The organism is Geothrix sp. 21YS21S-4 (genome assembly GCF_030845995.1).
GTDB lineage: Bacteria > Acidobacteriota > Holophagae > Holophagales > Holophagaceae > Geothrix.
The window spans coordinates 2,565,390-2,578,426 of record NZ_CP132719.1 but is presented as its reverse complement, the minus strand read 5'-3'; the positions used below and the strand labels follow the sequence as shown (position 1 = coordinate 2,578,426).

Annotated in this window: 10 protein-coding genes and 1 pseudogene; 3 read left to right on the top strand and 8 right to left on the bottom strand. The window is 68.5% G+C overall.

Annotated features, from left to right (window positions below; translation table 11 throughout):
- Nucleotides 1-153: 153 nt before the first annotated feature.
- Nucleotides 154-1,899, top strand: coding sequence for a DNA repair helicase XPB (locus RAH39_RS11785; RefSeq protein ID WP_306590313.1), 1,746 nt, complete (start codon nucleotides 154-156; stop codon nucleotides 1,897-1,899).
- Between the two features lie 6 nt (nucleotides 1,900-1,905).
- Here RAH39_RS11785 and RAH39_RS11780 read toward each other — a convergent pair whose 3' ends face one another.
- The 5 genes from RAH39_RS11780 to rimO all read right to left on the bottom strand — a co-directional run bounded on the left by RAH39_RS11780 (nucleotide 1,906) and on the right by rimO (nucleotide 8,700).
- Complete coding sequence (locus tag RAH39_RS11780; protein ID WP_306590312.1) at nucleotides 1,906-2,478, bottom strand: phosphatidylglycerophosphatase A family protein; 573 nt, start codon at nucleotides 2,476-2,478, stop codon at nucleotides 1,906-1,908.
- 170 nt (nucleotides 2,479-2,648) lie between these two features.
- Nucleotides 2,649-3,893 (bottom strand): ABC transporter permease, encoded by a 1,245-nt coding sequence (locus tag RAH39_RS11775; protein ID WP_306590311.1) that lies wholly within the window; start codon nucleotides 3,891-3,893, stop codon nucleotides 2,649-2,651.
- Between the two features lie 175 nt (nucleotides 3,894-4,068).
- A complete protein-coding gene (locus RAH39_RS11770; protein ID WP_306590310.1) occupies nucleotides 4,069-4,758 on the bottom strand; it encodes an ABC transporter ATP-binding protein in 690 nt (229 codons plus the stop codon).
- A 333-nt stretch (nucleotides 4,759-5,091) separates the two neighbouring features.
- The gene (locus RAH39_RS11765) at nucleotides 5,092-7,266 is read right to left on the bottom strand and encodes a DUF5916 domain-containing protein (protein ID WP_306590309.1); all 2,175 of its coding nucleotides are present in this window, start codon (nucleotides 7,264-7,266) and stop codon (nucleotides 5,092-5,094) included.
- 57 nt (nucleotides 7,267-7,323) lie between these two features.
- Entirely contained in the window at nucleotides 7,324-8,700 is a 1,377-nt protein-coding gene (gene rimO, locus RAH39_RS11760; protein WP_306590308.1) for a 30S ribosomal protein S12 methylthiotransferase RimO, read from the bottom strand.
- A gap of 100 nt (nucleotides 8,701-8,800) precedes the next feature.
- Between rimO and RAH39_RS11755 the strand changes: the two genes are divergently transcribed.
- The gene (locus RAH39_RS11755; RefSeq protein WP_306590307.1) at nucleotides 8,801-10,405 is read left to right on the top strand and encodes an adenylate/guanylate cyclase domain-containing protein; all 1,605 of its coding nucleotides are present in this window, start codon (nucleotides 8,801-8,803) and stop codon (nucleotides 10,403-10,405) included.
- Here the strand turns inward: RAH39_RS11755 and RAH39_RS11750 are convergent.
- From RAH39_RS11750 to RAH39_RS11740, 3 genes are read right to left on the bottom strand one after another with little or no spacing between them, the layout of a single operon-like run.
- The gene (locus RAH39_RS11750) at nucleotides 10,402-10,662 is read right to left on the bottom strand and encodes a hypothetical protein (RefSeq protein ID WP_306590306.1); all 261 of its coding nucleotides are present in this window, start codon (nucleotides 10,660-10,662) and stop codon (nucleotides 10,402-10,404) included. The genes RAH39_RS11755 and RAH39_RS11750 overlap by 4 nt on opposite strands.
- Before the next feature lie 35 nt (nucleotides 10,663-10,697).
- The gene (dcd, locus tag RAH39_RS11745) at nucleotides 10,698-11,237 is read right to left on the bottom strand and encodes a dCTP deaminase (protein WP_306590305.1); all 540 of its coding nucleotides are present in this window, start codon (nucleotides 11,235-11,237) and stop codon (nucleotides 10,698-10,700) included.
- Between the two features lie 2 nt (nucleotides 11,238-11,239).
- Nucleotides 11,240-12,190 (bottom strand): FHA domain-containing protein, encoded by a 951-nt coding sequence (locus RAH39_RS11740; protein WP_306590304.1) that lies wholly within the window; start codon nucleotides 12,188-12,190, stop codon nucleotides 11,240-11,242.
- Between the two features lie 141 nt (nucleotides 12,191-12,331).
- Between RAH39_RS11740 and RAH39_RS11735 the strand changes: the two are divergent.
- A pseudogene (locus RAH39_RS11735) lies at nucleotides 12,332-12,904 on the top strand (ATP/GTP-binding protein); the annotation flags it as partial.
- Nucleotides 12,905-13,037 lie beyond the last annotated feature (133 nt).

The window sequence follows — 13,037 nt, the reverse complement described above, 5'->3', positions numbered from 1 at the left end:
GGGAACCCAGCAAGTGGTCGATGGGGGACGCTTACCTTACACCTGAGGCCTTTTGGAGGGCTCCTGATATTTCCTTTACATGCTTCTCCCGCGGATTCCCTCCGCATTGACCCCCCTCCTTCGGCGCCCTACGCTGAAAGGTTTGAGCCTCCCGTGATCGCCCTCCGCCCCGACAATCCCCTGATCGTGCAGAGCGATCGAACGCTGCTGCTCGAGGTGGCGCATCCCTCGTTCGAGCAGGTGCGGGACGAGCTGGCGCGGTTCGCGGAGCTGGTGAAGAGCCCCGAGCACATCCACACCTACCGCATCACCCCCCTGAGCCTGTGGAACGCGTCCGCCTCGGGCGTGGCCTGCGGGCAGATGATCGAGACGCTGAACACGTGGTCCAAGTACCCCGTGCCCCAGAACCTGCTCCAGGAGATCGAGGACCACGGCACCCGCTACGGCAAGCTGCGCCTGGTGGCCAAGGGGGACCGCCTGGCGCTGGAGATGGACGACCGGGGGCTGTTCTGGGAACTGGAGAACCAGAAGTCGCTCCAGGGCCTTCTGGCCGAGCCCTATCCCGATGAGAAGGGCATCTACCTCCAGACCGGGATGCGGGGCGAAGCCAAGCTCCAGCTCATTCGCCTGGGCCATCCCGTGCAGGACATGGCCGGCTACAAGCCCGGCGATCCGCTTCCCTTCGCCCTGGCGCCCACCCTGAAGCAGAGCGGCCGGCCCTTCGGCCTGCGCCCTTACCAGCAGGCTGCGGTGGACGTCTTCCACGCGGGCGGCGGGCCCGAGGGCGGCGCGGGCGTCCTGGTGCTGCCCTGCGGGGCGGGAAAGACCGTCATCGGCATCGGCTGCATGGGCCGGCTGCAGACCCACACGCTGGTGCTCACCACCAACGGCACCGCCGTGAAGCAGTGGAAGCAGGAGCTGCTGGACAAGACCACGCTCACCGAGGATCAGGTGGGCCTCTACATGGGCGACGTCAAGGAGATCAAGCCCGTCACCATCGCCACCTATCAGATCCTCACTTACCGCAAGAGCAAGTCGGGGCCCTTCGAGCACTTCAAGCTGTTCGAGGCGGCCAACTGGGGCCTCGTGGTCTACGACGAGGTGCACATGCTCCCGGCGCCGGTCTTCCGAGCCGTCGCCGAACTCCAGGCCAAGCGGCGCCTGGGCCTCACGGCCACGCTGGTGCGCGAGGACGGCAAGGAGGAGGACGTCTTCAGCCTCATCGGCCCCAAGCGCGTGGACGTGCCCTGGAAGATGCTGGAGAAGGACGGATTCATCGCCACCGCCCACTGCCTGGAGATCCGCGTGCCCCTGCCCACGGACGAGCGGATGGGCTACGCCGTGGCCGACCAGCGGCAGCGGTTCCGCCTGGCCTCGGAAAACAGCCTCAAGCTGACCGTGGTGGACGAACTCCTCGCCGGGCATCCCAAGGACAACATCCTGATCATCGGCCAGTACCTGGAGCAGCTCCGCATCCTGGGCGAGCGCCTGGGCGCCCCGGTCCTCACGGGCCAGACGCCGGAGAAGGAGCGCGAGGTGCTGTTCCGCCGGTTCCGCGAGGGCGACCTGCGGATCCTGATCGTGAGCAAGGTGGCCAATTTCGCCATCGACCTGCCGGATGCCTCCGTGGCCATCCAGGTGAGCGGGACCTTCGGGTCGCGGCAGGAGGAGGCCCAGCGCCTGGGGCGCATCCTGCGGCCCAAGGGCGAGCGCAACGTGAGCTACTTCTACAGCCTCATCAGCCGCGACACCACCGAGCAGGAATTCGCCCGCAACCGCCAGCTGTTCCTCACGGAGCAGGGCTACCGCTACCTGATCGAGAGCCGCCACTTCGACGACAGCGGCCACCTCAGCGAACCCGCCGTGTGGAAGAAGCTGCTGGAAGAGACCGGGGCCTGATCCGGCCTAGCGCCCCAGCAGGGAATGCGTCAGGGACCAGGTCCCCAGCCACTGGTCCAGGGGCCACACGAGCAGCGCGGCGAGGAAGCCCGCCACCACGTCGTCCATGACCACGCCCCACCCGCCGGGCAGGCGCTGGGCGGCATCCACGGGACCCGGCTTCCAGATGTCGAAGAGCCGGAACAGGAGGAACGGCCCCACCAGCCGCACCGCCCACAATCCCCAGGGCTGGGGCTGGATGGTGACGGTGAAGAGCAGCGGTGTGAGGGCGATCCAGATCCCGGCCCACTCGTCGGCCACGATGAAGGAGGGATCCTTCTGGCCCGTTTCGCGCACGACCAGTTCCGACGCCCATACCGCCGCCAGGGTGAGGGCGGCCGGGGCCAGCGGAACGATCCAGGCCGCCTGGGGGAACTTCCGCGCTCCCGCGACGAGCAGCAGCCACGCGACCAGGCCGGCCAGGCTGCCCCAGGTGCCGGGGGCGGGTCTCAGGTAGCCGCTGCCGAAGCCGGAGGCCAGCCACCAGGCGAGACGGGGAGCGCGGGCGGCGGTCGGCTTCATGAGGCCATGGTACGGCACGCGCGGTCGTCCCTCCGAGGGCTCATACCAACAGGCGATCAAGACCCAAGGTTTTTCTTTTCACCACCAAGACACCAAGGCACCAAGAAAAGCTCTGCCCACTGGGGATGTGGTTCTTGGTGCCCTTCGCGTCTTGGTGGTGATCCTTATTCTTTGAATGCAAAGTGATATCAGACGTGCCTCAGCGCCTCCACGATGCGGAGCTTGGCGGCCTTCAGGCCCGGGATCAGGGCGCTGATCTGGATGGTCGCCTGAAGGCCCAGGGCCACGGCGGCGTAGATGGCGGGGACGAAGTGGATGTGCAGCTCGTACCCGTGGCTGGTGCCGGGCGGGGAGGGCATCTGGATATGCAGCGCATTCAGGCCCGCGCGGAGCAGGAGGGTTGCGGCCAGTCCGAGAAAGCTGCCCCCCAACCCCAGGAAGGCGCCTTCCCACTGGAGCAGGCCCAGCAGGTGCGTAGGCTGAAGGCCTATGGCCCGCAGGACGCCGAACTCCCGCACGCGCTCCATCACGGACATGAGCAAGGTGTTGGCCGTGGCGAGCAGGACGACGAGGAACAGCACCAGTCCCATGAACCCGAAGATGGCGAAGTAGAGCAGCTTCACCTGCCGGTAGAAGGAGGCTAGCTCGAACCACGGCTTCACCGACGCCTCCGGAAGCAGGGCCTGGAGGCGGGTCCGCTCGGCGGCGGCATCCGCGGGCCGCTTGAGGATCACGGACAGCCGCGACCGCGCCGGACCGGCGTCGAGCAGTTGTTCCGCGGTGCCGAGGCCCACGGTCAGGAAGCGCTCGTTCAGTTCCCGCAGGCCCAGGTCCTGGAGGCCCACGACCTCCACGTCCACGGCGTTGAGGGCGCCGTCGCGGGTGGTGGACATCAGCGTCAGGAGGCTCCCCACGGAGGCCCCCATGCTGCGAGCCAGGCCCGTTCCCAGGATCGCCTCCCGGGCGCGGGGATCGGCGGAGAGCCAGCGGGAGCCCGCTCCGCCGGGAGCTTGGGCGCCGTCCTTCAGGGCGTCGAGGGAGGCCATGTGGCGGGGTTCACGCACGGGATCCACGGCGGTGCCCAGGAACGCCACGCTCTTGGGTCCGTTGGAAAGCAGCCCCATGAACTGGATCCGGGGCAGCACCTCGGCGACGGCGGGATCCTCGCGAAGGCGCGCCGCTAGGGCCTCGCCGTCGGGAAGGGCCTTCTCCAGGCTCTGGGCCTCGCCGCCCTCGAGTTCTCCGGGCGGCATCACCTGCAGGTGGCCCAGTCCGCCGCGGATGGCGCTGTCGGCCAGCCCCTGGAAGGTCTGCGCCATGAAGCCCCCGGCGAGGCTCAGCGCCACGAAACCCGCCACGACGACCATGAGGGTGAGCGCCGTCCGCCGCCGCTGGCGCAGCAGGTTCCGGAGGGCGAGGCGGGCGAGGATCATCGGGGCTTTCCTGAGAAGCAACCGCGAAAAGCGCGAAAGGCCCTGCGGGCCCGCGAAAGAAGGACCGGCGTCTCTGATTTCCCGGTTCCGTTCGGACTGGAGCAGCTGGCCGAGAAGACCACCGTCATTCCTTCTTTCGCGCCCATTCGCGCCTTTCGCGGTTCCAGGGCCTTTTTCATGGTTCCTCCACCAGCCGGCCGTCGGCGAGGCGGAAGACGCGGTGGGCGCGGGCGATGACGGCGGGGTCGTGGCTGGCCACGAGGAACGAGGTGCCGCGCTCCGCGGCGAGGTCGGCCATCAGGTCCATGAGGGGGCCGCCGTGGGCGTGGTCCAGGTTGGCGGTGGGCTCGTCGGCCAGCACCAGGAGGGGATTGGGAACGAGGGCCCGGGCGATGGCGGCGCGCTGCTGCTGGCCGCCGCTGAGCTGGCCGGGGCGGTGGTGGCAGCGGTCGGCGAGGCCCACGCGGGCCAGGGCCCCTTCCGCCCGCTCGCGCGCCTCGTCATCGGCGACGCCCTGGAGCTGGAGGGGGAGCATCACGTTCTCCAGCGCGGAGAGAACGGGCACCAGGTTGAATGCCTGGAACACGAAGCCGAGGCGGCGCAGCCGGAGCCGGCAGCGCTCCCGCTCGGAAAGACTGGACATCTCCTGTCCATCCAGCAGGACCGTCCCCTCGTCCGGCGCGTCCAGGAGCCCGGCGATCTGGAGGAGGGTGGTCTTCCCGCTGCCGCTGGGGCCCGCGAGCACCGCCAGGCAGCCCTTGGGCACGCCCAGCGACACGCCGAACACGCCGGCGCGCTCGCCGCCCAGTTCGTAGGCGCGGGTGATGGCGCGGAGTTCGAGCATCGGACCAGTGTAGCGGTCCATGGACGCGGCCTTTCGGGGGAAAGGAATGCGAGAGCAAGACCCCAGGCTCTTTCCACTGCCAAGACGGCAAGGGCGCCAAGAAAAGCAAAAGGAGCTTTTTTTGTCTTCTTTGGCGTCTGGGCGGTGCTCCTTATCTTTGAATGTAAAGCGACATCAGAACTGAATCGCGTAGGCCCGTTCGGGGCTGTGGCGTTTCTCGGAAAGCGTTTTGAAAGCGGAGGAGCGCGGAGCGGCGGAGGAAAGCGGAGGGATTCACTGTTCTTCTCCGCTCTCCTCCCCTCTTCCGTTTTCCTCCGCGTTTCTTTCTTTGAGCGTCCCGAACCCGACCGCGCCTCAGAACTGCATGGCGTAGGCCAGCTTGGCGAAGAGGCCGCGCTCTACCATCCGCTCGGAGGCGAGGAGGGCCGCGGGGTCGCGGCGGCGCTGGCCGGACCAGCCGAGGTAGGCGTTGGTGAAGGCGTTGGGCTGCCAGCCGACGAAGGTCTTCAGGAACTTGTCCACGCCCTCGCCGTGGGCGCCGTCGTAGCGCACGGCGAAGGCCTGGGTCTTCACGTAGAAGAAGGCGGGAAGCTGCCAACTGCCCGTGGCGGTGAGTTCCCGGGCGCGGATGAGGCGCCGGCTGTCCTCCTCCCGGTCCAGGACGGATTGCAGGGCCGACAGGTTGTAGGAGACGCTCCCCACGGTGCCGTAGAAGAAGAGCTGGGCGGAATTCAGCTTGGCCGGATCGCCCGACTCCAGATCCAGCGTCCGGCCTCGGCTGGCGTTCCACCCGAAGCGGGCCTGGGCGTAGCGCCGCCAGTTGCCGCCCACCGTGAGGGCGCGGGAAGCCACGGAGCGGACTCGGTCCTCCCCCCACACGCGGCCCGCGGCGTCCCAGTTGAAGAAGAAGCTCAGGCGGCCCGCGGTCTCCAGCCAAGTGTCGAGGCCGACCACCCGCTCCATGGGATCACCGTTCCACCACGTGAGGCGGCTCCAGCGGAGGGTGGCGTTGGCGGAGGAGAGGCCGCCGGTGTTCCAGTTGTCGCGCCATCCGAAGGCGGCGATGTCCCGGCGGTAGCCCTGGAGGTCGATGAAGCCCGACAGCAGCATCAGATCGGGGCTGGTGGTCTGGCTGACGGCCCAGGCGACCCAGTTGCGGGTGGTCCAGTCCAGTTCCGCGGAGGTGGAGCTGCCGCGCTGGGACCGCACCGTCCCGTCCTCCTGGGGCAGGTGGGAGGTGGTGCCCACGGCGCTTCCGATGAAGTGGAATTGGGAGCCCAGGTACTGGTCGAGGTAGATGCCGCCGCTCCGGCCGCCGAGGTCGTCCCCGGCGCCCACCAGCTGTTTGTCCGTTCCCAGGAAGGACAGGCCCGACCCCCGCGGGTCCAGTTGGAGGCGAAGGGCGGCGGCGGTGTCGCGGGTGGCCAGGCCCTCGGTGCCCGCGGCGCCATTGGCGCCCAGGAGCAGGCCCCCGTCCTGGTCCCGGGCATGGAGCACGGTCCAGGTGGCGAAGGAACCCTGGCCGGAGGCCTTGAGGCCGTACAGCGGGCTCTGGATGGAGCGGCTGAAGAACTGGCGCTGGGCCGACAGCGGCGACAGCAGGTCCATCCCTTCGAGGAAGAAGGGCCGCCGCTCCGGGTAGAGCACCCTGAAGCGGCTGTTGATCTGGAGCGGATCCACATCGGCGTCCGCCGTGGCGAAGTCGGGCCGGTAGGTGCCCTCGAAGGTGAGGGCGGTGGTGGCGTAGCGCACGTCGAGTCCGAGCCGGGCCCGGGACTGGGGCGAGGCGCTCGGATCCTTCTCCAGGGACTGGGTCCGGCTGAAGGTGGCGATGGGCAGGAGCAGGAGGGGCGAGCCCGGCTTGTCCACGGGCGCGCCGGAGACGCGGGCCATCTGGCAGATGTCGCACTGCACGTCCTTGCTCATGGCCGGCCAGGCGATGCCGTAGCGGCGCTCCCGCGGGATGATCCGGAGGAAGCGCATGGCCCAGTCCCCCGGCATCCGGCGGAGGCTGCTATAGGGGATGCGGATCTTGACCACGTAGCCGTCCGCCGTGCGGACGCCGGTGGAATCCCACAGGCAGTCGTAGGAGGCGTTCTCGCCGGTAGTGTCCGTGGCGATCTCGTCGATCTGCCCCCCGAGCGGGGTCACGAAGAACCGGAGGATGCTCTGGCCCTTGCCGGAGGGATCCAGGTCCACGCCCACGAAGTCGAAGTCGCCCTGGTTGGTGTCCCGCATGTGGCGGGCGGCGTGGATCTTCGACGGCTCGGGATCGCCCGCTTCCACCGCGACGTAGAGGGCATCCGGCCCCCAGCCCACGTGGACGGTGGTGGGCCAGCGGTTCCTGCCCTTGTCGTCGGGCATCATCATCCCGAATTCGGTGATCACCCGCGCCTCGCCCCAGGTCGAGAGGTCCGCGTCCCAGGCCATGGAAGGCGCCTGCGCCAGCCGGGGGATCGCCACGTGAGGTGGGTTCGGCTGGGCGGCTAGGGCGGGAAGGCACAAGAGGGCGAGGGCCGGAAGGCGCATGCGAAATCCCCGGATGGGAAGGTTCGCCAGGGCCTACGAGAACCTTCGCAGATCCGTTTAGCCCTGCCGCGCCCGGAATTGCGCCTCGTAGGCCGCGGTGCTCGCCTCCAGCCCGCCCTCCTCGACTTCCCCGATGAGGTCGTAGGCGTGGGCTTTCACGATCCGCACCCGCTGGATGGTGTTGGCCTGGGGGGCGCCGTCCACCAGAAGGACGTTCCCGTCGATGTCGGGGGCCTGGCCCTGGTGGCGCCCCTTCACCAGCAGTTCCGTCTCCTCGTGGGCGCCTTCCACCAGGACGTCGAGGACCTGGCCCACCTTCTCCTGGTTCTTCTCCCGGGCGATCTTCTGCTGCAGCTCCAGGATCCGCCGCTTGCGGGCCTCCTTGGTGCGCTTGGGAATGGGGTCGCCCAGCCCGTAGGCGGAGGTGCCCTCCTCGGGGCTGTAGGTGAAGACGCCCACGTGGTCGAAGCGGGCCTCCTGCACGAAGGCCTTCAGTTCCTCGAACGCGGCCTCGTCCTCGCCGGGGAAGCCCACGATGAAGTTCGAGCGGATGGCCACGCCGGGAACGATCCGGCGCACCTTCTCGATCAGCTTCAGGAAGGAGGCCCGCCCGCCGCCCCGGGCCATGGCCTTGAGGATTCCGGCGTCCGCGTGCTGGAGGGGCATGTCGAGGTACTTGGCGCAGTTGGGCGTCTCGGCCATGGCCCGCAGCAGCCCGTCGGTGAGGCGGTTGGGATAGGCGTAGTGGATCCGCGCCCAGCGCAGCCCTTCCACCTTCCCCAGCGCCCGCACCAGCTTTTCGAGGGCGTCCGGATCCCCGAAATCGCGGCCGTAGTCCGTGGTGTCCTGGCCTACCAGGCTGATCTCCAGGACGCCCTGGGCGACGAGGTTCTCCGCCTCCGCCACCACGCTCTCCACGCTGCGGCTCCGCTGGGCGCCGCGCAGCTGGGGGATCACGCAGAAGGCGCAGGCGTGGTCGCAGCCCTCGCTGATCTTCAGGTAGGCGCTGGCCTTGGGGGTGGTGAGCATCCGCGGGCTCGCCTCGGTGTAGAGGTAGGCGGGATCGGGATCCAGCTCGAAGGCGGCGCCGGCGCCGATCACCTCGGCGATCTGCTCGATGTCGCGGGTGCCCAGGCAGGCGTCGATCTCGGGGATCTCCCCCATCAGCTCGTCCCGGTAGCGCTCCACCAGGCAGCCGGCCACGATCAGCTTCTCGCAGGCGCCCCGCTGCTTCATGGAGGCGGCCTCCAGGATGGCCTCCACGCTCTCCTTCTTGGCGGCGTCGATGAACCCGCAGGTGTTCACCACCAGCACCTGGGCCTCCTCCAGGACCGGCGTGATCCCGTAGCCTTTGAGGCGCAGGTGGCCCAGCATGACTTCCGAGTCCACCAGGTTCTTGGGACACCCCAGGGACATGAAACCGACTTTGGTCAACGCGCCTCCGGCCGCCCTCCGGCGGAACCTCATAGGTTACCCCGGCTCGCCGATAAGATCAGCACCCGCGTGCTGGATCCACCCTTTTCCCGGTTGCGACATGAAATTGACCCTCCAGGTTGACGGCGCCCTGCATCCCGTGACCCTCACGGAGGAGGGCCTCACCATCGGACGGGGGGAGCAGGCCACCATCCGGATTCAGGCCAATGCAGTGAGCCGGGTCCACGCCCGGATCTTTCTCAAGGACGGCCGCCCCCACGTGGCGGACATGAAGTCTCTGAACGGCACGTCCCTCAATGGGACCATCCTGGCGGAACCCCTACCCCTGAATCCCGGCGACAAGGTCCTGCTCGGCGAAGTCCTGGTGATGTGGGTGGGCGAGGAAACTTCCGGCCCCACGCTCCAGGGGCTGAACCAGACCCTGGCGCCCAGGGCCGCCGTATCCAAGATCTCGCTGGAGGACCGCGCCTTCGACGCTTCGGGCTCGATCCTGGTGCCCCACGCCAGCCTGGAGGCCATGCTGGCCCAGGCCAGCGGGCAGCATCCGGCCGGCGAGGCGGTCACCCTCTTCCAGCGCCTGGCCAGCATGGCGGGGACGCTCCTGCGGGCGGCGGGGTTGCCGGAGCTGCTGGAGTCGGTGATGGGCCTGGTGACGGCCCAGATCCCCTGCCAGCGGGGCTTCATCCTCCTGGCCGACGCGGCCGGGGAGCTGGTGCCGGAGCTGGTCTGGGAGGAGCAGCCCGGCCAGCACACGGCGCCCATCAGCCGGACCATCGCCCGCACGGCCATGAAGGACCGGGTGGCCATCCTCACCACCGACGCGCGGATGGACCCCCGCTTCAGCGCCGGGGAGAGCATCAAGATCCACGGGATCTCGTCCGCCCTCTGCGCGCCGCTGATCGTGGAGAACCAGGCCTTCGGGGTGGTCTATCTGGAGACGAGCCTCAGCAAGGGCGGGTTCAAGCGGGAGGACGAGCACCTGCTCAGCGCCATGGCCAACTTCGCGGCCGTCGGCATCCAGCGCGAGCGCGAGGCCAACTTCCGCCGCCGCCTGGAGCGGTACCACAGCCCCGCCGTGGTGGATCAGATCCTCAAGTCCAGCCAGAGCAAGGAGGCGCCGGCCCTCCAGGCCCAGCGCTGCGAGATCAGCGTCCTGTTCGCCGACATCTCGGGCTTCACGCGGATGAGCGAGGGGATGGAGCCCCTGGTCCTGGCGGCCATCCTGAACCGCACCTTCGAGGCGCTGACGGATCAGATCTTCCTTCGCGGGGGGACCCTCGACAAGTACATCGGCGACGCCCTGATGGCCTTCTTCGGGGCCCCGAATCCCGATCCCGACCACGCCCGCCACGCCGTGGAGGCCGCGGCGGCCATGCAGGCCACTCTCCACGCATTGAACGCCGCGCGGCCGGACGGCTACCCCGAACTGCGGATGCGCATCGGGATCAACAGCGGCGAGGCCTTCGCGGGCGACATCGGCTGCGAGAAGCGGATGGACTACACCGTGATGGGCAGCACCGTGAACCTGGCCTCGCGCCTGGAGAGCGGCGTGGCCAAGCCGGGCCAGATCGTCGTCGGCCCCCGCACCGCGGAACTGGTCGGCGTGGGCCAGCTCCGGCCGCTGGAGGGCTTCGCGCTGAAGGGCATCGAGCACGAGGTGCGGCCCTTCGAGGTGCGGTGGGACGACGCGGGCGGGACCAGCTAGGAGCGCTGTCCGGCGGGCCAGGTGCCGAAGGCGAGGATGCACAGGACGATGATCATCCCGATCCCGGGGATGAGGCACAGGAGCGCCATGGCGCCGTTGTAGCCCGCCTTCTGGAAGATCCGCCAGAAGCAGAAGATGGGGAAGACCACCATGGCGAGGGCGGCGACGGCCCACACCATGCACCCCGCCGCGGCCAGACCCGCCAGGGCCGCGTCGTTGGAGTGGCCTTGCAGCAGACCAAGCAGCGGAAGGGGCATCGATCACCTCGGGAAGGAATGGGCTGATTCTAGGCCTATCGCGGGTTGTCGTCCCGGGCGAAATCCTTCCACAGCATCGACGGCTGGATCCCCGAATTCCGCTGGTACTTGCCGGTCTCGTAGCTGTCGTACTCGCCGCTGATGCTGTGGTAGAAGATCTGGCAGATGCCCACCCCGGCGTAGATCCGCACCGGCTGGACGCAGCTGATCTCCAAAGTCCAGTAGCCGCAGAACCCGATGTCGCCGAAGCCCGCGGTGACGTGGACGAACAGCCCGAGCCGGCCCACGCTGCTGCGGCCTTCGAGCATGGGCACCATTCCGTGGGTCTCGGTGTACTCCTGGGTCCGCCCGAGGTAGAGCTTTCCGGGGCGGATCACCAGCCCTTCGGCGGGGATCTTGAGGAACTCGATCCCGTTGGGCTGGGCCATGTCCAGCTCGGCGCCGGTGTAGACGGCGAGATCCTCCGCCAAGCGCAGGTTGTAGCTGTTGGGGTTGAGCTGAGCGTCGGACCAGGGATCGATGCGGATCCGTCCCTGGTCCTTCGCTTCGAGGATCTGGCGGCCGGTGAGGATCACCCTCAGCGATCCACTTTCAGGACTTCCGATTTCGCCAGCAGATCGCTGAGGCTGATCCGCTCGTCGCCCTTGATGAGAAGGACGATCACGTTCAGGAACAGGAAGTTCCCGATCTGGCGCAGGACCGCCGGTCCGAAGCCGATGCGACCGCGGGGTTCGCCCTCCGGCACCACCCGCAGCTTCATGGCCTTCTTCCCGATGCTGGCGCCGTACTTGGAGACGCACCACGGAATGAAGAGCCAGTAATAGGCCGCGTATGCAATGAACTGGAGGGGCCAGAGGATGCAGCCCAGGTAGGGGATGAAGGTGAGGAAGATGCACGCGATATAGATGAGGACGCCGGGCACCACGTCGATGAGGATGGCCAGGAGCCGCGTTCCCAGGTCGCCCCGTTCGCCGGTGGGCACCGCGTCGTCGGGCAGGGAGGGCAGCAGGGAGCCCAGGAAGGACTGTTCGGAAGGTCCCGGCGGAAGGGGCGTCGGCACGGCGGGGGCGACGGGAGGGAAGGGCGGCGCGGGCCGCGGAGCCGGAGGCGCGGCCGGGGGGTCCGCGGGTGGCGGGCCGGTATGGATGGCCGCCAGTTCGTCCGCGGACATCCGGACGGTGCCGCTGGGAACGGGGACCGGATTCGGGACGCTGATCGCCACGGTGGGACTGGCTTCGGGGCGCGGATCCTGGAACGTGAGCTGGATCTGGCCGAGGGTGATGCGGTCCCCGTCCCGCAGGGGCGACGTCTGCACGCGGCTGCCGTTCACCAGCACGCCGTTGCTGCTCTCCAGGTCCTGGATCTCGTAGCCGCCGCCGGCCGCCTTGCGGAGGACGCAGTGGTGGCGGCTGATGCTGGGATCGGGGAGGCGCAGCGTGTTGTCCAGCTCGCGCCCCATGTGGACTTCCTCATCCACGATCTCGAACGTTCGGACCCCTGCGCTTTCGTGCACCAGCAGCTTGGCCATGGAAATCCTCGGATAAGGGTGGGATGGCCGGAAGTGTAGCGCATCTGCGGAAAGGGAGGGGCCGGAAGCGGAATCCCGGTTCTTTCTTGACGGCCCTCCGCTGACCCGCCAATCTTCCCCGAAGATCAAGAAGGTGAAGGTATGGTGCTTTTCAACGCGGCCACCAAGGAGCTGACGGCCAAGATCGTCTACTACGGTCCCGGCCTGTGCGGAAAGACCACCAACCTCCAGCACGTCTACGACACCCTACCGGGCGAAGGCCGGGGCAAGATGCTCTCCCTGGCCACCCAGACGGACCGCACCCTCTTCTTCGATTTCCTGCCCATCGAACTGGGCACCATCCGCGGAATGAAGACCCGGATCCAGCTCTACACGGTGCCCGGCCAGGTCTTCTACGACGCCACCCGGAAGCTGGTGCTGCGCGGCGCCGACGCCGTGGTGTTCGTGGCGGATTCCCAGGCTCCGGCCCTGGAGAGCAACAAGGAGAGCTTCCAGAACCTGATCGCCAATCTTCGCGAGCAGGGGACCGAGCTGGCGAAGATCCCCCACGTCATCCAGTGGAACAAGCGGGACACGCCCAACGCTCTGCCCGTGGAGACCCTGGATCGGGAGATCAACCTCTTCGGCGCGCCCACCTTCGAGGCCTGCGCCATGCGGGGCGAGGGCGTCAAGGAGACCCTCACCGGCGTGGCCAAGCTGGTCCTGAAGAGCCTGGCGGAGAAATACGGCGGAGGCGTGGTGGAGGAGCCGCCGGCCCTCCTCCTCGGCGGCGCTCCGCCGGCGCCCCCGCGGGCCGCGGAACCCAGCCGGCCCCTGGAAGTGGAGGAACTTTCCGCCAGCGAGCTGC

Excerpts from the sequence above, each read along its gene's own strand:
- RAH39_RS11765 (WP_306590309.1), bottom strand. The coding sequence starts at position 7,266 with ATGCGCCTTCCGGCCCTCGCCCTCTTGTGCCTTCCCGCCCTAGCCGCC.
- RAH39_RS11740 (WP_306590304.1), bottom strand. The coding sequence starts at position 12,190 with ATGGCCAAGCTGCTGGTGCACGAAAGCGCAGGGGTCCGAACGTTCGAG.
- RAH39_RS11755 (WP_306590307.1), top strand. The coding sequence starts at position 8,801 with ATGAAATTGACCCTCCAGGTTGACGGCGCCCTGCATCCCGTGACCCTC.
- RAH39_RS11750 (WP_306590306.1), bottom strand. The coding sequence starts at position 10,662 with ATGCCCCTTCCGCTGCTTGGTCTGCTGCAAGGCCACTCCAACGACGCG.
- RAH39_RS11770 (WP_306590310.1), bottom strand. The coding sequence starts at position 4,758 with ATGGACCGCTACACTGGTCCGATGCTCGAACTCCGCGCCATCACCCGC.
- RAH39_RS11775 (WP_306590311.1), bottom strand. The coding sequence starts at position 3,893 with ATGATCCTCGCCCGCCTCGCCCTCCGGAACCTGCTGCGCCAGCGGCGG.